The 20,447-nt window shown below is 60.1% G+C and carries 23 protein-coding genes and 1 pseudogene; 12 read left to right on the top strand and 12 right to left on the bottom strand.

What is annotated here, in order from left to right; genetic code table 11:
* Positions 1 to 77: 77 nt before the first annotated feature.
* From SJY13_RS16275 to SJY13_RS16255, 5 genes are all read right to left on the bottom strand, one after another.
* Positions 78 to 596, bottom strand: a complete 519-nt coding sequence (locus SJY13_RS16275; protein WP_085822718.1) for a DUF3035 domain-containing protein — start codon at positions 594 to 596, stop codon at positions 78 to 80.
* 50 nt (positions 597 to 646) lie between these two features.
* Complete coding sequence (lspA, locus tag SJY13_RS16270) at positions 647 to 1,117, bottom strand: signal peptidase II (protein ID WP_377192305.1); 471 nt, start codon at positions 1,115 to 1,117, stop codon at positions 647 to 649.
* A complete protein-coding gene (gene purH / locus SJY13_RS16265; protein WP_377192303.1) occupies positions 1,117 to 2,706 on the bottom strand; it encodes a bifunctional phosphoribosylaminoimidazolecarboxamide formyltransferase/IMP cyclohydrolase in 1,590 nt (529 codons plus the stop codon). The genes lspA and purH overlap by 1 nt, the downstream gene beginning before the upstream one ends.
* 22 nt (positions 2,707 to 2,728) lie before the next feature.
* Positions 2,729 to 4,468, bottom strand: coding sequence for a heparinase II/III family protein (locus SJY13_RS16260; RefSeq protein ID WP_377192301.1), 1,740 nt, complete (start codon positions 4,466 to 4,468; stop codon positions 2,729 to 2,731).
* A gap of 88 nt (positions 4,469 to 4,556) precedes the next feature.
* On the bottom strand, positions 4,557 to 5,813 hold the full coding sequence (locus tag SJY13_RS16255; protein WP_377192299.1) for an RsmB/NOP family class I SAM-dependent RNA methyltransferase: 1,257 nt from the start codon (positions 5,811 to 5,813) through the stop codon (positions 4,557 to 4,559).
* 89 nt (positions 5,814 to 5,902) lie between these two features.
* On the opposite strand from SJY13_RS16255, the gene SJY13_RS16250 reads away from it, so the two are divergent.
* Positions 5,903 to 6,085, top strand: coding sequence for a DUF1674 domain-containing protein (locus SJY13_RS16250; protein ID WP_085822713.1), 183 nt, complete (start codon positions 5,903 to 5,905; stop codon positions 6,083 to 6,085).
* Between the two features lie 4 nt (positions 6,086 to 6,089).
* On the opposite strand, the gene SJY13_RS16245 is transcribed toward SJY13_RS16250, so the two are convergent.
* A complete protein-coding gene (locus SJY13_RS16245; RefSeq protein ID WP_377192297.1) occupies positions 6,090 to 6,944 on the bottom strand; it encodes a LysR family transcriptional regulator in 855 nt (284 codons plus the stop codon).
* 99 nt (positions 6,945 to 7,043) lie between these two features.
* Between SJY13_RS16245 and tmpA the strand changes: the two genes are divergently transcribed.
* The 4 genes from tmpA (at position 7,044) to SJY13_RS16225 (ending at position 10,398) form a co-directional block, all read left to right on the top strand.
* Complete coding sequence (gene tmpA / locus SJY13_RS16240) at positions 7,044 to 8,180, top strand: 2-trimethylaminoethylphosphonate dioxygenase (protein ID WP_377192295.1); 1,137 nt, start codon at positions 7,044 to 7,046, stop codon at positions 8,178 to 8,180.
* Positions 8,177 to 8,767: a (R)-1-hydroxy-2-trimethylaminoethylphosphonate oxygenase gene (gene tmpB / locus SJY13_RS16235; RefSeq protein WP_377192293.1), complete on the top strand. Its 591-nt coding sequence runs from the start codon at positions 8,177 to 8,179 to the stop codon at positions 8,765 to 8,767. The genes tmpA and tmpB overlap by 4 nt, the downstream gene beginning before the upstream one ends.
* Positions 8,764 to 9,432: an ureidoglycolate lyase gene (locus SJY13_RS16230; protein WP_377192291.1), complete on the top strand. Its 669-nt coding sequence runs from the start codon at positions 8,764 to 8,766 to the stop codon at positions 9,430 to 9,432. The genes tmpB and SJY13_RS16230 overlap by 4 nt, the downstream gene beginning before the upstream one ends.
* Positions 9,433 to 9,537: 105 nt before the next feature.
* Complete coding sequence (locus tag SJY13_RS16225; protein WP_377192289.1) at positions 9,538 to 10,398, top strand: hypothetical protein; 861 nt, start codon at positions 9,538 to 9,540, stop codon at positions 10,396 to 10,398.
* 6 nt (positions 10,399 to 10,404) lie between these two features.
* Here SJY13_RS16225 and dapB read toward each other — a convergent pair whose 3' ends face one another.
* Positions 10,405 to 11,214 carry a 4-hydroxy-tetrahydrodipicolinate reductase gene (gene dapB, locus SJY13_RS16220; protein ID WP_377192287.1) on the bottom strand — a complete coding sequence of 270 codons (810 nt, stop codon included), beginning with the start codon at positions 11,212 to 11,214 and terminating at the stop codon, positions 10,405 to 10,407.
* Between the two features lie 92 nt (positions 11,215 to 11,306).
* On the opposite strand from dapB, the gene rbfA reads away from it, so the two are divergent.
* The 6 genes from rbfA to rpsO all read left to right on the top strand — a co-directional run bounded on the left by rbfA (position 11,307) and on the right by rpsO (position 15,452).
* Positions 11,307 to 11,702: a 30S ribosome-binding factor RbfA gene (gene rbfA, locus SJY13_RS16215; RefSeq protein WP_085822706.1), complete on the top strand. Its 396-nt coding sequence runs from the start codon at positions 11,307 to 11,309 to the stop codon at positions 11,700 to 11,702.
* The gene (locus SJY13_RS16210; protein ID WP_377192285.1) at positions 11,699 to 12,436 is read left to right on the top strand and encodes a phosphodiester glycosidase family protein; all 738 of its coding nucleotides are present in this window, start codon (positions 11,699 to 11,701) and stop codon (positions 12,434 to 12,436) included. Before rbfA ends, SJY13_RS16210 begins: the two co-directional genes overlap by 4 nt.
* Before the next feature lie 60 nt (positions 12,437 to 12,496).
* A complete protein-coding gene (truB, locus tag SJY13_RS16205; protein WP_377192283.1) occupies positions 12,497 to 13,402 on the top strand; it encodes a tRNA pseudouridine(55) synthase TruB in 906 nt (301 codons plus the stop codon).
* A 21-nt stretch (positions 13,403 to 13,423) separates the two neighbouring features.
* The gene (locus tag SJY13_RS16200) at positions 13,424 to 13,927 is read left to right on the top strand and encodes a DUF1643 domain-containing protein (protein ID WP_377192281.1); all 504 of its coding nucleotides are present in this window, start codon (positions 13,424 to 13,426) and stop codon (positions 13,925 to 13,927) included.
* Between the two features lie 94 nt (positions 13,928 to 14,021).
* Positions 14,022 to 15,038: a calcium-binding protein gene (locus SJY13_RS16195; RefSeq protein WP_377192279.1), complete on the top strand. Its 1,017-nt coding sequence runs from the start codon at positions 14,022 to 14,024 to the stop codon at positions 15,036 to 15,038.
* Positions 15,039 to 15,182: 144 nt separating this feature from the next.
* Positions 15,183 to 15,452, top strand: coding sequence for a 30S ribosomal protein S15 (gene rpsO / locus SJY13_RS16190; protein ID WP_085822701.1), 270 nt, complete (start codon positions 15,183 to 15,185; stop codon positions 15,450 to 15,452).
* A gap of 121 nt (positions 15,453 to 15,573) precedes the next feature.
* Here rpsO and SJY13_RS16185 read toward each other — a convergent pair whose 3' ends face one another.
* The 5 genes and pseudogenes from SJY13_RS16185 to SJY13_RS16165 all read right to left on the bottom strand — a co-directional run bounded on the left by SJY13_RS16185 (position 15,574) and on the right by SJY13_RS16165 (position 19,367).
* Positions 15,574 to 15,864, bottom strand: a complete 291-nt coding sequence (locus tag SJY13_RS16185; protein ID WP_085822700.1) for a hypothetical protein — start codon at positions 15,862 to 15,864, stop codon at positions 15,574 to 15,576.
* Positions 15,864 to 16,088 (bottom strand): hypothetical protein, encoded by a 225-nt coding sequence (locus tag SJY13_RS16180; RefSeq protein WP_143534876.1) that lies wholly within the window; start codon positions 16,086 to 16,088, stop codon positions 15,864 to 15,866. Before SJY13_RS16180 ends, SJY13_RS16185 begins: the two co-directional genes overlap by 1 nt.
* Before the next feature lie 680 nt (positions 16,089 to 16,768).
* Entirely contained in the window at positions 16,769 to 16,882 is a 114-nt protein-coding gene (locus tag SJY13_RS16175) for a hypothetical protein (RefSeq protein ID WP_377192277.1), read from the bottom strand.
* 26 nt (positions 16,883 to 16,908) lie between these two features.
* Positions 16,909 to 17,542 (bottom strand): annotated as a pseudogene (locus SJY13_RS16170) (BCCT family transporter); the annotation flags it as partial.
* A 256-nt stretch (positions 17,543 to 17,798) separates the two neighbouring features.
* The gene (locus SJY13_RS16165; protein ID WP_200818564.1) at positions 17,799 to 19,367 is read right to left on the bottom strand and encodes an arylsulfatase; all 1,569 of its coding nucleotides are present in this window, start codon (positions 19,365 to 19,367) and stop codon (positions 17,799 to 17,801) included.
* Positions 19,368 to 19,511: 144 nt separating this feature from the next.
* Here SJY13_RS16165 and SJY13_RS16160 point away from each other — a divergent pair, with 144 nt between their 5' ends.
* Positions 19,512 to 20,414 carry a LysR family transcriptional regulator gene (locus tag SJY13_RS16160; protein ID WP_377192275.1) on the top strand — a complete coding sequence of 301 codons (903 nt, stop codon included), beginning with the start codon at positions 19,512 to 19,514 and terminating at the stop codon, positions 20,412 to 20,414.
* Positions 20,415 to 20,447: the final 33 nt, after the last annotated feature.

Genomic DNA, 20,447 nt, shown 5'->3' with positions numbered 1-20,447 from the left:
CGTCCTCCGTTTCGTTTATGGGTTTCAAACTACGGTGGAGCCGCGCAGGTTCAAGGCTGATGACAAAAAGTTAAGGATTATTCATCAGCCGGAGGCGCAGAGGGCGTCTCGATCCCGGCGCGCCGTGCAGCCTGAGTTTGCTTACTGGCATCCAGCGCCTGACGGCGATAGACCTGTGAATAGCGATCCACCTTGAACAGGCGCAGCTGTGTCAGGCGACCCTGACGGCGACGGAATTCGGCATCCTCAGTATCGACAACTTGCCGCGTATTCGCCGTAACGCCATAGCGACTGGACGCGGAAACAAGTGCCGAATCCGAGGACGGAATCGCATTGCCCGGCGTCAGCGCCGCGGCATTTCCACCCAATGCGACAACCGCGTCGGCCTTGGGATTGGGATCCGTCAGGTTCGCCCCACCCGGCGATGGGGCAGGCAAAAAGCCATAGTCCTGCGGCTGCGTCAGCGGCTTGACCGGCATCACCGCAAACTCATCGGGGCCCGGCCCCGGTGCCTCAAGGTGGCGCAGGCCGATGTTAGAACACCCAGCAGCCGCAAAGGCCAATGTCACAGCAAATATTGAACGCGGCAACCGCATCAGAGTCTCCAGCCTGTTTCAGGCGCTTTTATCGCATTTCCCAAGGCGCGTCACGAGGGCTTTTTGCCCTCGAACAACACAAGTCCGATGGCACCGGCAAAGATGAACACATCCGCAAGATTGAACACAAAAGGGTTGTTGATGCCACAGCACGACATGTTGAGGAAATCCAACACATAACCGTATAGCAGCCGATCGACGACATTGCCGATTGCGCCACCGATCAGCAGCCCGCCGGATATCATCATCAGTTTCGACGGCGTCGATCGTATCAGCCAGATCAGAACCCCGACCGAGATGGCCACCGAGATACCGATCAGCACCCAGCGGGCAGCTTCGGTATTGCCCTGGAACAGACCAAAGTTGATGCCGCGATTCTCGCCGTATTTGAACACCAGCAGCGGTGGCAGAACATCGATATCGCCTGCCGCCACCCGCATTACATGAACGACCAGATACTTGCTGATCTGGTCGATCAAAGTGGCAGCCAGAGCAGCCCAGATTAAGGGACGGTATCGCATCAGTGACGGAAATGGCGCATGCCGGTGAAGACCATGGCCAGCCCGGCCTCGTCTGCGGCCGCGATCACCTCGTCATCGCGCATCGACCCGCCCGGCTGGATCACACATGTGGCTCCGGCCTCGGCGGCTTCCATCAAGCCGTCGGGAAAGGGGAAGAACGCATCGGACGCCACTGCAGACCCGATGGTCAACGGCTGCGGCAGGCCCAGCGCCTCGCCCATGCGTTCAGCTTTTTTGGCGGCAATCAGGGCGGAATCGATACGGCTCATCTGGCCTGCGCCTACGCCCACGGTCGCGCCACCCTTGACGTAGACGATGGCGTTGGATTTGACATGTTTCGCCACTTTCCAGGCAAACAGCAGATCGCGCATCTGGTCTTCAGACGGGGCCTTTTTGGTGACAACCTTCAGATCGTCCAGACCGACAAAGCCGTTGTCTTTGTCCTGCACCAGCAGGCCACCGGCCACCTGACGCACGGTCTTGCCACCAGCAGACACGTCCGGCAGTGCATCGGTTGTCAACAGACGCAGATTCTTTTTGGTCGCAAAGATCGCCCTGGCCTCATCCGATGCGCCGGGGGCAATCACCACTTCGGTAAAGATGCCGGTGATTTCCTGCGCGGTTTCGGCATCCAGCGGCTGGTTCAGCGCCACGATTCCCCCAAAGGCCGATGTGCGGTCGCAATCAAACGCGGCCTTATAGGCCTCCAGCAGCGTGGCTCCTGTCGCCACACCACAGGGGTTGGCGTGTTTGATGATGGCACAGGCCGCCCCATTGGTCGGATCAAACTCGGCGACCAATTCGAATGCTGCATCTGTGTCATTGATGTTGTTATAGCTCAGTTCCTTGCCCTGATGCTGCACGGCGGTGGCCACGCCCGGGCGATTGGTGCCATCGGTGTAAAATGCAGCCGTCTGGTGGCTGTTTTCGCCGTAACGCAGGGTCTGTTTCAACGCGCCAGCAAAGGCGCGGCGTTTCGGGGCCTCAAGCGCCAGCGCATCGGCCATCCAGTTCGACACTGCCGTGTCGTAGGCGGCGGTGCGGGCATAAGCCTTTTGCGCCAGCCGCTGACGAAAGCCCAGCGAGGTCTTGCCGGAATTCTCTTCCATCTGATCCAGAAACGACGCGTAATCTTCGACATCCACAACCACGTTCACAAAGGCATGGTTCTTGGACGCGGCGCGGATCATCGCCGGGCCACCGATATCGATGTTTTCAATGCATTCGTCATAGCCCGCGCCTTTGGCCACGGTGGCCTCAAACGGATAGAGATTCACGACCAGCAGATCGATGGCGCCGATGCCGTGTTCCTCCATCGCAGCCACATGGGTGTCGTTGTCCCGCAGCGCCAGCAACCCGCCATGCACCATCGGGTGCAGGGTCTTGACCCGGCCATCCATCATCTCGGGAAAGCCGGTAATCTCGCTCACATCTTTGACCGCAAGCCCGGCATCCCGCAGCGCCCGCGCCGTGCCGCCGGTCGACAGCAGTTCGACCCCGCGCTCTGCCAGCGCCTTACCCAGTTCGATTAATCCGGTCTTGTCGGAAACAGAAAGCAACGCGCGGCGCACGGGGTGAAGATCGGTCATGGGTCCAAAAGTCCTTTTGGCGTCAGTCAAACTCGGGCTCGTCCCGGTGCAGATCGCGCACGGCATAGGCGGTGTCCTGTGCCTTGCTCAATGTCCACCGGATGCGCGTCGCATACTCCATTGCGCGCCCGGATAGAACGATCTGTTTTGTCGCGCGTGGCTTTAGCCGACCCTTTTCAAGGTAAACGCTTGGCTCGACTGACAATTTTCCCACACCGTCATGGCGAAAAACCCAGATCTCGCCGCTCTTGAGCGCCATCGACACCGCGGCACCGCCCAAATCAATGGCCGCGTCCACGTCCGGATGCAGGTGAAAATGGATATCAAAGCCAATGCCTTTCATCCCCGAGGCATCCAGCGCCTTGTCAAACTGCCTCTTGGATTTATCGGTGGCGGTCAGCAAAATATCCTCACCGGTCAGTTCGCGGCCGTCAAAACGAAGCTCGAACGTGCGGGCGTGGGTCAAACCAAAAACCTTGGCATAGCCATCATGCCCCACCATAAAGCGCGTCCCCTCAAACGCCTCTTCGAAATCGACCGGCACGTCCTGTGGCGCGTCGACCAAAGCCTCGTTTTCGGTGCCGGGGGCCGGGGGTGCCAGCCGGGCACTGGAATAACCGTCCAGACACAGGGTCGAATGAGACGGCGTGGCACGTCCAGCGCGGCGCCATTCCGAGCCAAAGCTTCCACCAGCCCCGCAATTCACGATCAGGGGACGTCGCCCCGAGGTCAGCTCAAACGCCAGGGTCGACGCATGAGCGTTGAACGACGCGGCCCCTTTCGGCGGCGTGGCTGCATCGACGATCACACTGGTACGTGCGGCATAGAGACGGGCAAATCCCATCGCCAGACCGGTTGCATGGTTCGGTCTGACCCCACTTTGAGCCAAAGCCTGATCCAACCGCCCTTCGACCCCGCGGCCACCACCGTGAAAACGCGCCAGCCCACCGTCGGAATGCCGCAGGCTGCGCAGGGTCGGGGCCATGCGTTTGATCGCATTGGATTGCGCACCGGGCGTGCCCCGCCCCAGATCGCTAAGCGCGGCCGAGGTCCAGGCCAGCAGGGTGAACACATCCAGCAATTCCTGCGGGTTGCGGGTCGAAATGCCGCCCTTCTGATCGATCTGCTTTTCGCATTCCCGCGCCAGGGCACGCAAAGCGGGGTCTGCCATCTGCTCCAGACCTTCAAGCGCAAGCCCCGCCTGTACCAGCCCGGCCAGCGACTCGAACCGGGGCAGGCCCGGTGTTGCTGCAGACCAGCGTTTTGAAAGGAACCATGTTTGCTGTGCCAAAGCGCGAAAGAATAGTTCCTGTTGCGTTTCATTTCTACCGCGCAGCAAAAACACCGCGTGGTTGATCCAGCGTATCACGCGCCGTCCGGTTAGATCCGGGGCCCAACCGGGGCCGTGACCGCGGCCATGCGCCTCAATCCAGCCCCAAACCCACCGCTGGGCTTTTTCCCGCGCCCGCATATCGCCGACGGCTGCCAGATCATCCAGCCAGGCAAATCCGTGGCGCTCGTTGTCAAAACCTGCACTGGGGGCGGTGACATCCCACAGGTTGGTATCCTTTGCTTCGACCAGATACCCTGCAAATAAAAGATTTCCTGCCACCAATTGCCGCCCACGGGCAAAAGAGCCGACGGTGCGCGGTTCTGGCTCTCCCACGAAACCGGTGACCGCCTTGCGCCGCTGACTGAGGCGTGCGTAGAGACGGTTCTGAAACCGTGTCCACCGATTGGTCATGGTATCTGAGTTTGACATGACGCTCGTTACTCTGCCCCTTGCGCTCTGCTGGCGCCTGAACCAACGATAGACCGGGGCGATCGTCAAGTCATCGAAAAGCGTGCCCTTAGGGCGTTTTGTTCAGGCAGGCCACGTAAAAGCCGTCCATACCGCCCAGATTCGCCCAATAATCAGGGCGCAGGCGCAGACCGCCTTCTTCGGTAATCCAGCCCGCATCCGCACCCGGGACATTGAGCGCGTCCCGGTCGATGCGCATATCCGGATACTGCGCCAGCGCCTCTTCAATCTGCACTTCGCCTTCATCCGGCAGCAGGGAACATGTGCAATACACCAGCCGCCCGCCAGGCTTCAGCAGGGTCCAGGCATGGGCCAGCATGTGCGCTTGCAACTCGATCAACCCGCCGAACTCTGATCCATCCTTGGCAAAAGGCAGATCCGCGTGCCGCCGGATCGTTCCCGTGGCCGAACAGGGTGCATCCAGCAGGATGGCGTCGTACTGGCCCTGATGTTCCAGCGCGTCGCCTGCGATGATCGAGGCGGTCAGACCTGTGCGCGCAAGGTTTTCATGCACCCGTTCAAGACGCGCCTCTGAAATATCAAGCGCGGTGACCTCAGCCCCGGCAGCGGCCAGTTGCAGCGTCTTGCCACCCGGCGCCGCGCAAAGGTCCAGAACAGCCTCACCTTCTTTGGGGGCCAGAATCTGTACAGGCACAGCAGCAGCGGCGTCCTGCACCCACCAATCACCTGCATCAAAACCCGGAAGGGTTGAGACCTGCCCCGCATCCCTAACGCGCATCGAACCGGTTGGCAGGGCATCACCGGGACCCTGAGCGCCCGGTTTCAGCGAAATATCCAGTGGGGCACCGGCGAAATGCGCCTGCTCCATACTCGCGACAGCCTCGGCCCCCCAGGCCATAATCAGCGGATCGCGCAGCCAGTCCGGCAGGCGCGGCACCCGCATCCTGGGCCAGGCCTCGGGCCCTTCGGCCGCCACTTTGCGCAGCACCGCATTCACCAACCCCTTGAGTCGTCCGTGTTTGCGTGAACGCCCGACGATCTCGACCATGGAATTGACCACGCCATGCGCCGCCTCTCCGTGGCACAGTTCGACCGCACCAAGGCGCAGCGCGTTATGGACCGTCAGATCGGGGGTACGGTTCAGGTGATTGTCCAGCAGTCGGTCGGCACGTTCCAGCCCGCGCAGGGTTTCCAGCGTCAGGCGTTGCGCCCGAGCGCGGTCTTCCGGCCCCAACCGGTCCAGCGCGCCTGCGGCCAAGCATTCGGGCAACAGCCGGCCTTCACCCAATATCTGATCCAGCAGATAGATCGCGCTACGCCGCGCCGCTGTTGCGTTGTCGGACATGGAACCGCCTTTGATGTGACTCTCGCCCGCATTGCCATTGGCGGACGGGGGCGTATATCAAGCCCGTGCACGGAAAGGAACCCGATGTCATGAGCGACGACCGCAAAGACCTGCCCCCAGCCGCCCAGCGCGCTTTGGCCGAGGCCGAAGACCGCCGCCGCAAAGCTGAAGCCGAGGCCAAAGAGAGGCCAAAGGAATTGGGCGGGCGCGACGGCCCCGACCCCGCCCGGTACGGCGATTGGGAGAAAAAGGGCATCGCGATCGATTTCTGATTGTTTAGCCGCGCAATGCCGTCAGGAAGTCGTCGATCAACGCGCGCTGCTTTTTCGATCGTACCCGATCCTCGGGCCAGGTCAGCCAATAACCTTCGCGCGTTTCCAGCGCTGGCAGGTCCAGGCTGCTCAGCTGACCCGCTCGGGTGTTGCCCGCCGCAAGTGGCACAGACCCCAGCACAACCCCCATCCCCTGACGTGCAGCCGCAATAGAGTGGCCCATCGAATCGAAGCTGACATGGGCAGGTGGCAGGTCCTCAACACCGGCGCTGCGCGCCCAGTCCCTCCACCCCGGTCGCTCGCCGCGTTGATCAATCAGCGGGGCACCCCATGCGATGTCCGGCGCAGCCATCGGCACAAGCACCTCTTTTGCGATCAATGCTGCTTCGCGCCCGGGCCACGCCCCGCGCCCATAGCGGATCTGCAACCAGGTCTTTTCCTCATCCAGTGATGAACGGCGAGCCACCGAATCCGTCATCAGCCGCACCTTGGGCTGCAGCGTTAGAAACCGCGGGATACCCGGCAATACCAGCGCATAGATATGCGAGGACAGACCGGCCACGCGCAATTCACGCGGCGAGGTTCCGAACAAATCCTCGGTATTGTGCTCTAGTGCCAGCAGGCTGTCCTGCACCAACGGTAGATAGCTTTCGCCTTCGATCGTCAGCGACACACCGCGTGCCTCGCGCACAAACAGGGTGCGGCCCAGCCAGGCCTCAAGGTTGCCGATCCGCTGGCTGACAGCCGCCTGCGTCAGGCCAAATTCGCGCGCGGCGGCGGAAAACCCACCCAGCCGCCCGGCGGCCTCGAACACGCGCAGCCAGTCCAGCGGGGGCAGGCCGATCTTTTTCCTAGCCATTAGTTTTTCCAAGCCTCAGCAGAAGGAAGGATTAATTGTAGTAATGTCATGAGGCGCGTATTTCCTCAAGCAAAGCCCGCGCTGAACAGGAGAGACCCCATGCTGCGCTCTGCCACCCACACGCCTACGGTTGTTACCGTGGATTTCGACACCGGTACCCAAGCCCGGTTTCACGCCATCTGGCTGCGCGACAATGCGCTGGACTCCGAGACCCGCGCACCGGGCAATGGCCAGCGCCTGATCACCATCGGCGATATCCCGACCGACATTTCGATCAGTGCCGCCAGCGCCGACACTTGTGACCTGACCGTCACCTTCCAGCCCGAAGGCAAGACTGTCACCTTCCCCGCCGACTGGCTGGCCGAGCATGTTTATGATCGCGCCGAAAGCCGCCCTTTGGGCTGCACCGCGCCCGGCATCACCACCTGGGAACGTGGCATCGACGCGCCGTGCGCGGATTGGGACGCGGTTCATGCCAACCCGACCACCAAACTTGGCTGGCTGGCGGCTGTCGCTGAATATGGATTTGCCAAGCTGACCGGCGGCCCGACCGAACCTGAGGCCCTGCTGAAGGTCGCTGACCTGTTCGGTTATGTGCGCGAGACCAACTATGGCCCCTATTTCGAAGTGCGGACCGAGGTGAACCCGACCAACCTCGCCTATACCGGGCTGGGGCTGCAGGCCCATACCGACAACCCCTATCGCGATCCGGTACCAACGCTGCAGATCCTCTATTGCCTGGAAAACAGTGCCGAGGGCGGCGAGTCCATCGTTGTCGACGGCTTCCGCGCCGCCGAGAAACTGCGCGATCAGAACCCTGACGGCTTTGCCCTGCTGGCCGGTTACCCGGCGCGGTTCGAATTCAAGGGCTCGGACGGGGTCTGCCTGCGCTCGCGCCGCCCGATGATCGAGCTGTCGCCGGATGGTGAACTGGTCGGCATCCGCTTTAACAACCGCTCGTCCGCGCCCTTCGTGGATGTGCCATTCGACAAGATGGAGGCCTATTACGCCGCCTATCGCCAGTTGGGTGAAATCATCGACGACCCGGCCATGGGAGTGTCGTTCAAACTTGAACCGGGCGAGAGCTTTATCGTCGACAACACCCGCGTGCTGCATGCGCGACTGGGTTATTCCGGCGCAGGTTCGCGTTGGTTGCAGGGGTGTTACGCCGACAAGGACGGGTTGCTGTCCACCCTGGCCGCGATGCAGATGGCAACGCCGGAGGCGGCGGAATGAAACCCAATTTCTCGACCCTAAGTCGCGACAATATCGTGGCCTTCATCGGTGACATCTTCGACCGCCGGGGCGGTGAGGAATATTTGGGCGAGCCGGTCACCATGGCGGAACATATGCTGCAAGGCGCCACTATTGCCGAACAGAACGGCCAGCCTGAAGAGATCATCGTCGGTGCGTTGCTGCACGACATCGGTCATTTCACATCCGAGTTCGGTACTTATCATCCAGACGACACCGAAGACCGCCATCACGAGGACGCGGGGGCCGAGGTGCTGGAACAGTTCTTCCCCTCGGTCATCACCGATTGCTGCCGCTATCACGTGGCGGCCAAACGCTATCTCTGCGCCACCAAGCCCGAATATTTCAACCGCCTGTCTGCTGCCTCTGTCCATACGCTGGAGTTGCAGGGCGGCCCGATGAGTGCCGATGAGGTCACCGCGTTCGAGGCCAACCCGAACCTGAAAGAGATCATTCAGGTCCGGTATCTGGATGAGGCTGGCAAACGCGCCGATATGGACACACCCGATTATGCACATTTCGCACCGATGGTGCAGCGCATGGTCGACAAACACTTGGGGGCCACATGAACGCACCGGAATATATCTTCGAAGCCAGTACCAAACCGTCGCTGCCCTGGCACGAGGTGCCCCTGATCCGGGCCACTGATGCGTCGGTCAAGGGCTACGGCTGTCTGGTTGATGATCCCGAGGGGTTCGAGATCGAAATCGCCCGCTGGCCGCAACAGGGCTGGCGGCCCATTGACGAAGGCACCGGCGACGAAGGCGGCTGGGTCGAGGGCACGTTTCACGGCGAATGGAAGGGCGATGTGCTCTATGGGCGCAACGACGCGGTCGGCGGGCACTATGTTCTGGGCTGGTCGACCGACCCGCAACAGGCGCAGGCCGACCAGCAGACCGCACCGCGCGATCAGGTGTTGCTGTGGCATATGAACTATCACCCGGACGGGGGGCAGATGTTCTGGCCGCTGGACGACAAGCCCTTCATCATCCCCGCAGCCCTGCCTGGCGACAACCTGACGCCGGACAAGGTGGTAGCGTTCTGGTGCGACGGCACGCAGGGCCTCTATATCCATCCCGGCATCTGGCATGAGGGGATATTTCCCGTCGAAGACGACCAGCGGTTCCTCGACCGGCAAGGTGCGGTTCACGCGCGGGTCAGCGCCGATATCGGCAAAGAGTTCGGCGTTTATCTGGCTTGCCCGTTGCGGGCGGACAAGATCAGGGAGCTGTGACCAGCGGGACTATGGGGGGCGCAAAGTTTCAGAAACCCTTAACCTTTGCGCCCAACATCTGTGATACTCTCGACACACACCGCCATATTGTACGGGAGGCATCGCATGGGCCTGAGCAGGCGCAGAATTGTTCAACTTGGCACCGCCGCAACGGTCGGTACGATACTGCCGCTGCGGGCCATCGCCGCCGCAGATCAGAATGACGGTTTCGAACAGGATTTCGCCGACACGGTGACACGCCTGAAGATGGCGTTTGCCCAGCTGGGGCTCACCGAGACGCAACCGCTGCCGCTTGCCACCGGACTCGACGACTATAACGGCGGGCTGCGCCACGATTTCGATCAATCCGCCCTGCCCTCCAATGCGTTTGTGATCCAGCCTCTGGCCCGGGTGGGCGATGTTGATGAGAAATCCCGCACTGATATCCTGCCGCTGTTTCATGAGGTCGGCTGCCATCCGGCCGCAAGCGCTGATGGTCAAACCGCAACCCGGCTGATGATGCGCCTTCTACGAGAAGAATTTGATCTCGACCCCGCGCGGATTGCCTTTGTCAGCGTTCCGCAATCAGGCGACATGCGCCCGGTGCTGGATCAGATGGACCTGCCCTTTGCCGATAAGGTTCTGCTGCGGGATGAGGTCGAAGCGCTGGCCGCCCGCGATGCCTCGGGCTTTTTCTTTCCCGATCCGTTTGGCGATGCCTACATTGTGACCATGGGCGTTTACTATCGCGTCGGCGGTACAAATGAGCCCGCGCCGAAGGTTTATCCACCCTCGGACAACTGGACCGAGATTGGCGAGATCATGATCGGGGGCGAGGCCGCTCCGGTAGGGATATCCATCGGGGCTGAACGTCTCACCTATGCCCGGACCGGCAAGTTCCCGACATGGGACCAGCGGTTGGGCGCGTTGTTTGCTCAGGTTGAACAGGACGGCACAGAACCGCCCGGGCTGGCCACATTCCGGTGAGGGGGCCTACAGCCCCAGCACATCCACCATGTCATATTGGCCGGGGGGTTTGCCCTGCCCCCACAGTGCCGCCTTCAGCGCCCCACGGGCAAAGATCGCCCGGTCGGTGGCCAGATGGCGCAGCACGATGCGCTCTCCGGGGGCTGCAAACAGCACGTCATGTTCGCCCACAATGTCGCCTCCACGAATGGCATGAAAGCCAATGTCACCGCGTTTGCGCGCCCCGGTAATGCCATCGCGGCCCCGGTCGGACACTTCGGCCAGATCGACCCCGCGCCCTTCGGCGGCGGCCTCACCCAGCATCAGCGCCGTGCCCGAGGGCGCGTCGACCTTGTGGTGGTGATGGCCTTCGATCACTTCGATGTCGAAATCCTCATCCAGCGCAGCGGCGACCTTTTTGGTCAGTTGTACCAGCAGGTTGACCCCAAGGCTCATGTTGCCGGCCCGCACGATCACCGCGTGACGCGACGCGGGCTCCAGCGCCGCGATCTGTTCGTCGCTCATCCCGGTGGTGCCGATCACATGCACACAGCGCGCCTGCGCGGCCAGCGCGGCAAATTCCAGCGTCACCTCGGGCGCGGTGAAGTCGATCACGGCCTGGGCCTGTGCGAACGCTTCCAGCGGGTCTTCGGTCACCGTCACGCCCAGCGCAGCACTGCCCATGGCCACGCCCACATCCTGGCCAATCCAATCGTGGCCCGTGCGCTCGACCACACCGACCAGACGCGCCTGATCGCTGTCGGTCACGGTCTTGATCAGCATCTGCCCCATACGGCCCGAAGCCCCTGTGATGACGATCCCCGGAATATGGGTCATTGCGCTGGTCCTTTTACTAAAGTCGGCTCAAAGCCTCCTACCCGGTTCGCGCCCGCTTGGCAAAGCCCCGCTTTGCGCTTAGATCGGGGTTTATGGCAAAGAACAAATTCCACGATGGCCCCGGCCCCTCTCAACGACAGCTGCGTGTTGGCGAACTGATCCGCCGCACCCTGTCCGAAGTTCTGGCGCGCGGAGATGTCCACGACCCCGACCTGAACCGCATGTCAATCACCGTGGGCGAGGTCCGCACCTCACCCGATCTCAAGATCGCCACCGCCTATGTGCTGCCGTTGGGCGGCAAAGGTCAGGAAGACGTGATCGAGCTGCTGGCCCGCAACAAACACGAGCTGCGCCGCATGGTTGGCAAAAAGGTCGGGCTGAAATTCTCACCCGATCTGCGGTTCCGTTTGGATGACACGTTTGATCGTCTGGACGACACCCGCCGCATGTTCGATCAGGACGCGGTGCGCCGCGATCTGGACGAGTGATCCGCAGCGCTGTCACATTGGGCGCAGTCCTTTGGGCGGCGCAAGCAGGCGCAGTCACCTGTGAAAAGCTGGCCCATGAGGACAAGCGGTTCACCATTTGCGAGGTGGATGCCGCCAACGAAGACCTGCGCCTGTTTCTCAATGACGAAAACGGGGATCTGCTGGGGCATTTCTCATCCGTGAACGAGGCGCTGACCCCCGACGGTGAGCGTCTGGCTTTTGCGATGAATGCGGGCATGTATCACGATGACCGCGCGCCCGTTGGTCATTATGTCGAAAACGGCGAAGAGGTCATGCGTGTGATCTCGAACCCCGGTCCCGGCAATTTCGGCCTGTTGCCCAACGGGGTGTTCTGCATCCGCGAGGGCCGCGCCGATGTGTTCGAGACGCTGGATTTCGTCGATCAAGCCCCCGACTGCCGGTTCGCCAGCCAATCCGGCCCGATGCTGGTGATCGATGGTGAACTACACCCTCGCTTCCTGCCCGATTCGACTTCGCGCTATGTGCGCAACGGGGTCGGCACCAGCGCGGATGGCATGCGGGCGGTTTTTGCGATTTCCGAAGATTACGTCACCTTCCACGAGTTTGGCAGCCTGTTCCGCGACGTGCTGGACACGCCGAATGCGCTGTTCTTCGACGGCAATATCTCACGCATGTATGACCGAGCGACCAATCGGTCCGACGTCGGATTTTCGCTGGGGCCGATCGTGGGTGTGGTCGAAGATACACCCTGAAATTGACAGGGGTGATGTGATCCGCTAGGTCGCGCGCCTCGGCTAGGAACAAGGTGCAAGATGGGACGCAAACGCAAAGGCCGCGACATTTCCGGTTGGCTGGTGGTGGACAAGCCCGCAGGCATGACCTCGACCGCTGTGGTCAACAAGGTGCGCTGGGCGATGGACGCGAAAAAGGCGGGCCATGCCGGCACGCTGGACCCCGAGGCCACCGGCGTTCTGGCCGTGGCACTGGGCGAGGCGACCAAAACCGTTCCCTATATCACCGACGCGCTCAAGGCCTATACGTTCACTGTGCGCCTGGGGCAGGCTACCAACACCGATGATGCCGAAGGCGAAGTGATTGCGACCAGCGATGCGCGTCCGACGGATGATGAGATCAAGGAAGCGCTCGCGCCCTTTATCGGTGAAACCCTGCAGGTGCCGCCCAAATTCTCGGCTGTGAAGATCGATGGTCAGCGTGCCTATAAGCTGGCCCGCGATGGCGAGGATGTGGAACTGGCAGCCCGCCCGCTATGGGTCGAGGAGCTGGTTCTGGTTGATCGCCCCGACGCCGATCACGTCACGCTGGAAATGACTTGTGGTAAAGGCGGCTATGTCCGGTCCATCGCCCGCGACTTGGGTGCGGCACTGGGGTGCCACGGCCATGTCCGCGAGCTGCGCCGCATCTGGTCCGGCCCGTTCGAGGCCAAGGACGGTCTGAGCATCGAACAGATCGGCGAGATGGCCAAATCCGCCGCGCTGGACGACCACCTGCATCCGTTGGAAACCGGCCTGACAGACCTGCCCGAACTGAAATGCACACCCGAAGGCGCCACCCGTCTGCGCAATGGCAATCCAGGCATGGTTCTGGCGGCAGACGTGGAATACGGCGATGAGGCCTGGGCCTCATTGGAGGGTCAGGCTGTGGCCGTCGGCATCTACAAATCCGGTGAATTGCATCCCAGCCGGGTGTTCGTCACCTGATCTGCATGCTAGTCGACACCTATGATTACCCGCACACACACCAAGGGCGACGCGCCCTCAACCGCTGTTTATTCTGACTGCGAGAAGTATCGCTATAGCCTGACCCGCATCTGGGATCCGGCCGGCCGCAAAGCGCTGTTTGTGATGCTGAATCCGTCAACCGCGACCGAGGTGCAGAACGACCCCACAGTCGAGCGTTGCGAACGCCGCGCGCGGGCGCTGGGGTTTGGCGCATTCCAGGTCACCAACATCTTTGCCTGGCGCGACACTGATCCACGCAATATGCGCGCCGCAGCCGATCCGGTCGGGCCGGAAAACGATGCCACCATTCTGGACGGGGTCACCTGGGCTGATCAGGTCATCGCCGCCTGGGGCACCCACGGCGCGCATCTGGATCGCGGCCCGGCTGTCGAACATCTGCTGCGCGGCACCGGGCAGCCTCTGTTCCATTTGGGGCTGACCAAGGGCGGCCATCCCAAGCACCCGTTGTACATCGCCTACACCCAGCAACCCGAAGCGTGGTGACAAAGGGTTAACCACGGACTCAGCTAGGCTTTGACCAACCGGTTGACCTCATAGGATATTTCATCCTCGGAGCAGTCGTTCACGGAGGGTTCCCATGTTTCTGATCGGATTGCTGAGCCTTGCGGCCGTCGGTGGCGCTGCCTACGCCGTCAGCGACGCCTTTGTTGCCGAAGACGATCCCGAAGGCGACGACATCACCGATGAGAATGTCGACGATATCTCTGACGGCAAATTCCTTGAGATTGATGATACCATCGAAGAGCCCCCTGCGCCGGAGCCCCCCTCGACCGGGACAATCATATCCGAACACGAAGGCGATCTGGTCATTGCCGGAACTGACACCCCGGATGTGCTGACGGGGCAAGAGGGCGACGATCAGATCAATGGGTACGGAGCAGACGACACCATAGACGGAGGCGCAGGTGACGATGTGCTATTCGGGGCCGAGGGCATGGACACGCTGCAGGGCGGGGAAGGCGATGACATTCTGCATGGTGAAGACGGCGCAGACCTGCTGTCAGGGGATGAGGGCGAAGATGCGCTGTACGGCCATTCCGGTGACGACACTCTTTCGGGGGGCGACGGCGACGATACGCTCTTTGGTGGGCAGGACGACGACACGCTATCCGGCGATGAAGGCGACGACGCGTTGCTTGGCGGCTATGGAGATGACACGCTGCACGGCGGTGCAGGTACGGACACACTGTTCGGCGGCGACGGCGATGATACGCTGACAGGCGACGAAGCTGAAAATGAACCTGCAACCGACTTTCTGAACGGCGGTGCCGGGAATGACACGATCCTGGCCGGCAGCGGCGACATCGTAACCGGCGGCGACGGCGCGGATGAGGTTGTTCTGGACCCGGACGCCGAAGACGACGCCGTGACAGTGATGGATTTCCAACCTGGACAGGACAAGCTGCTGATCTCATGGGAAGGGCAGGAAGACCCCGACATCCAGATCGAGGCTGATACCGAAAACGAAGACCTGACCCTTGTCTTGGTCGACGGGCAGGACGTCGCCCAGCTGTTAGGGGCCGAGGGTTTGACGGCCGACGATATCCAGCTGATCACCCAGGCGGAATTGGCGCAGCTCAGCAGCTTTGGCTGAACTTGCAGAAACCTTTTGCCATTTGCTGAAAATCCGCATATACGCGCGCATCCGTATCGGAATCGATGCGGTTCTCTCCATGGGCCTGTGCTGGACGACATCCCGGCCTGCGCCATTCACTCTAACCTTTTAAAGGAGACCCCGATGTCGATTACTGCCGTTGAAAAAGCACGCGTTATGAAAGAATTCGGCACCAAGGACGGCGACACCGGTTCGCCAGAAGTCCAGGTTGCCATCCTGACCTCGCGTATCACCACCCTGACCGAGCACTTCAAGACCCACAAAAAAGACAACCACGGTCGTCGTGGTCTGCTGAAGATGGTCGCCCAGCGCCGTAAGCTGCTGGACTACCTGAAAGGCAAAGAAGAAGCGCGTTACCAGGACCTGATCAAAAAGCTGGGCATCCGCCGCTAATCGCGTTTGCACGGGCCTTGCGCCTTGGCTATCTGATTATTACGCCCGCCATTTTGGCGGGCGTATGCATTTCAGGAAGACAGCTTCGACAGTCTGCACTTGGGCTTACGGTCGGCGTCCCTTAGCCCAGCGGGTAGAACAACCGAATTATGGCACTGCCCAGCAGGCAGACATATCCGATCCACAGGCATCTCTCGTCGATTGGTCGCCAGTCGGCGACATCCTGATCGCGTTTTGTCACCAGAATGGATTTGACTTTGTCTTTGAAGGCCTTTGGCTCTTGCGGAAGGGCGTCGCGCACTTCTTGCAGCTTTTTCTTTCGGTTATTCAACGACCACACCGGAAAAGCCAATATGGCAATGCCGATCATCGTGGCCAGATTCAGCCACCAGTGGATGTCAGCGTTCGACATCAAACAGCTAGTGCCGCTACCAATTCACTGTTGCTGGCCTCTGGATCAACATAATCCATCTCATCCAGCTTATGCGCCGAAAAGCCGACAAGCATATGACCATTGCACGCCTCGATATACCGAACGATTGTATCCCAGTTCGGCAACGCACCAATCGGCGCCTCCAGCCTGGAAATTACCGGCTGGGTCAGCGTTGAGTTCCGCTCGATATCTTTTTGGGTCATGCGCTTCTCTTTGCGGAGGGCGCGCAGTGCCAAAGCGAGTTTTCTTTTGACCTGATTGTGTTTTGTTTCCTGGGCGATATCCGGTCGTATTTTGTGAAGTTCAGCCCTGAAAGTCCTCTTAGTCATTTGCTGGCTCCCAACTTGGGTCGATTAAATTGAAGTGTGTCGTGGCCAATTGACGGCCGGTCTCACACGGTCTGCCACGTCGCGAAATCAGGCCATGCAGGGTACATGGCCACGGCCGTTTTTTGGATGTATCCAGAGACACAATCAAAACGTTACCCCGGCACTCTGGCACCGAAAGCGCATAAACTTCGTGGCGGTTATCAAGCAGCCCGCATCTTTCATTCAGGTCCGGGTCCTGCTCTTCAAGTTCTTCAATGAGGAAGTCGGCACCCGCAACGCATTTTGATGTTGGCTTTTTAAAGCTCTCCAGAACTTCGTCATGAAACTCTGGCACAGGCTCTACTTCTCGCGACAATCCACATGTCTCCACTTTGCCTTCGGACCCTCAATATAATCTTTGTGGTATATAACTTCAAGGGTATATTTCTGGACATCCCGCGCCCGGTGCCTGCGGAACTTCGGACAAAATAGGCGCTTGCGCATAGGGTCGCCTACCCTAGCCACGAAAAACGCCCGCCTTTCGGCGGGCGTTTCAGTGCTTGGTTTTTAGGATGTTACATCTTCGACCGTTCCGATTTCAACGCCGACCACAGGCAGTAGCACATCACCAGAACGACCAGCGTGAACGGGCTACCAGTCGATACCGCCGCGCCTTGCAGGGCTGCCAATCCTCCGCCCTACAGCGATGCAATGGCCACCAACCCCAAACGCGCGCTCCCAGGATAGGGTAGAACGCTGACCGCAGGGTTGGCGGCAGGCCCAGGTTGTAGCTGAAGATCGCCAGGGCCAGACCAACTGCGGCATATACCGCCCAGCCTTCTAGGCCCCAATGGTGAATGGTGCCAACGGCGCCAGCGTATTCATTGCCCGGAACCGCTTTATCGATGCCCGGCGGAACAGCGTTCCCGCCCTCGGCAAAGTTGAAATAGACTGGCTCCATAACACCGAAGAACAACAGCCCGATACCGATACCCGCGGCAAACATCATCGCGATCCAGTCCGCATAGGAATAGTCGGGGTTGCGTCTGGACCACCGATCCGAACCTTGCCAACCGGCAGTATGATCAACGCCAGACAGAACAAGGTAATCGCGTCGACGGACAAGACCAGAAACCAGTCAAACGTACTGGTCAGCCAGGGCCTGAGCCAGCCAAAGAGCGTGGCCGCGGCCTCTTTGTTGGCCAATGCGATCAGGACGAACGCATAGATCAGGATGCTTGAGATCAAAAGACCGGATTATGAATGTCCAGACCGAAAGGGCGGACGTTATCCTGTCCGAGTTCGTATTCGGTCTCAAAGTCATAGACCCGTGGAACCGTATCCAGCATTTTCTTCGTTTGAGCCCTTCGACTGCCCCTCTGTTCGTTGGGTGCAAACGCCAATGTATTCGGTCGGCTGAGGGGTTTGAATGGTCTACCCCCCCTTGGCGCGTATCCGTCCATTTGACCGCGGGCTTAGTGTTAAAAGCCTTTACGATCATCATATTTTCACAAAACATATTCAGCGTGAATTATGTTAGAGAATAACAAAAAAGCGCCCACACAATGATGGGCGCTTTCAGTGTCGGGACAGGTGTTGAGGGTGTTACTGGGACATGCCGCCTTCGCTGCTGACCTGTTCTTCGACATGAGTTTCGTTTCCAACCGACGCACCACGAGGCGGGAATTCGGCGAAACTGGCCAGATGCGCCTGAACCAGCCGGGCCGCCGGACCAAAGGCCCACATCTTGTTGCCCATCCAGCGGGTGTACATGCCGGACTCTTCTGCCGCTTTCTCGTAGGGATCGCGACGCAGATTGAACAACAGGGGCGCGTTCAACTCATCTTTGGGCCCCGCCCATCCGTTTTCCTGAATGGTGAAATGGGCTTTCCAGTCATTGTAACGCACGGCCTGAAGATCTGTTCCTTCGTAATAGACGATCTCCTTGCGGTTGCTGGGGGTCTCACCTGTCAGATAGGACAGCTGATTATACCCGTCCAAATGCACCTGATACCCCTCAAACCCCTGCAACAGATCCGACGGTAGATCCTTTGAGCCCCCGGCGGCAGCAACCAGCGTAGGCATCCAGTCCATACCGTCAAAAATACCATTCAGCACCTGACCTTCGGCAATCTCACCGGGCCAGCGAATGATCGCGGGAACGCGAAAGCCGCCCTCCCAAGTGGTGCCCTTTTCACCGTGGAAAGGGGTTGTTCCGCCATCTGGCCAGGTCATCGTTTCGGGACCATTGTCCGAAGTGAAGATGACGATGGTGTTGTCCGTGATCCCAAGTTCCTCAAGATGTGCGGTGACCTTGCCGACGTTGTTGTCGAGCTCTTTCATCACAACGTCCTGCAATCCGCGCCCATCGCCCAGCATGGCTTCGTATTCCGGACTCAGATGGGTCCAGACATGCGCCCGCGCCGGGGCCATCCAGACAAAGAACGGTGTGTCGCTTTCGACCGCACGGTCGATGAAGTCGATCGTATGGGCAGTCACCTCGTCATCCAGCGTTTTCTGACGCTCTGCCGGGGCGGGGCCGTCGTCGACGATACGCTGCTTACCAACAACGCCCCAACGGGGATCAACGGTTTCGTCAACCGTATCGGTCGCATAGGAATGGATAATGTTACGCGGACCAAACTGGGCCGCAAATGCCGGATCATCAGGCCAGTCCGGGTCGGATGTGTATTCCATCGCGTTCAGGTGATACAGCCAGCCCCAATATTCATCGAACCCTTTGACAGTGGGCAGAAACTTGTTCAGATCACCCAAGTGGTTCTTGCCAAACTGGCCAGTGGCATAGCCCATGGTTTTCAGGATGTTGGCGAGCGTCGGATCCTCATCGCTGAGCCCGACGGGATCGCCGGGCAGGCCAACCGTGTGCATGCCGGTGCGCACTGGGAACTGGCCAGTGATAAAGGCCGAACGCCCTGCGGTGCAGCTGGGTTGCGCGTAGTAATCCGTAAGGCGTGCGCCTTCAGCGGCCAGTTGATCCAGATTCGGGGTCTGGATGCTTTTTACGCCTTGATGATAGCTGCCAAGACTGGCCCAGCCCACATCATCGGCCATGATGACCAGAATATTGGGCGGCTGGGTTTCTGCGGCCGACAGTGTCGCCACAGCGCTGAATGCAGCCGCGAGGCCAATAGTTAAGGATTTGATCTGAAACAAGGTTTTTGCTCTCCTGAATGCCGGAATGGGCCACATCTTTATCTACCATGTCCTAGCGGGTGCCCCGGCCAGATCGCAACTTGGGTTTACATTTTTGCAGAATGTGAAACGTAAAGGTTTGAAACTGAAATTTGAGGTCACACAATGCTGGGCGAAAACCCCCTTTCCGCAGTCCTGATTCTGGCGGAAACCGGAAATTTCCAGGACGCGGCCCGGCGGATGGGCGTCTCGAACGCCTCACTGTCGCGTTATGTGGCCATGGCCGAGGCGCAGGTTGGGTTTACCCTGTTTCACCGCAAACGCGGCAACAGCGGCCTGACACGTAAGGGTGCAGAATTCCTGCCGGTGGCCCGCAAACTGCAGACCGAGATGCACGCCTGCGACCGACAGATTGCCCATATCCGCGAAAACAACAGGCAGGTCGTGCATATCGGATGCGGGCCACTGACCCCGCGCACGCTGATCAAACCTGCTCTGCGCAAGGCGCTGCAAATTTCACCGGAGCTGCGCTTTCGCATTGCGGTCGACGCCCGGCAAGCCCCGATTGAAATGCTGGAAAGCAACGAGATCGATATCTATGTCGGAGACCTGACTCACACGCCCGAGGCCGAGAACATCGAACTGATGATGTTCGAAAAGCGCGCTGTGGTTTTTGCCGCCCATGTCTCGCACCCATTACACAAGGCAGGCGGTGTGACTTTGAACGAAGTGTTTTCATACCCGTTTGCCTCTCCTCACTTGCACAAACATTGGCGCGCGGCGGTGACGCAGGCCCTGGGTGGAACCGAAGAGGCCGCAGAAAGGGTCAGGGTTTTGCCACAGGTCGAAAGCGACGATTACGCCTTTCTGACCTCTTTGTTGGAAGATGACAGGCTTGTTGTTGGCGGTATGCCGGAAACCTTTGCCGAACTTGTTGCGGCGGGATCCGTAAAGCTGATCGAAACCCGGCCACAGATCACATGGAACATCTGTGCTGCCCGCAAAGCCGGACAGGAACACCAGGCCATTGATCTGGTGTGGCAGCAGTTGCGCAGCCTCGAAGAATAAGGGCGACAGCTGATTTTCCGACCCGCTCAGTTC

It is taken from the genome of Ruegeria meonggei, from assembly GCF_042768335.1.
Classification (GTDB): Bacteria; Pseudomonadota; Alphaproteobacteria; order Rhodobacterales; family Rhodobacteraceae; genus Ruegeria; species Ruegeria meonggei.
This window is presented reverse-complemented; position numbering and strand designations above follow the sequence as displayed.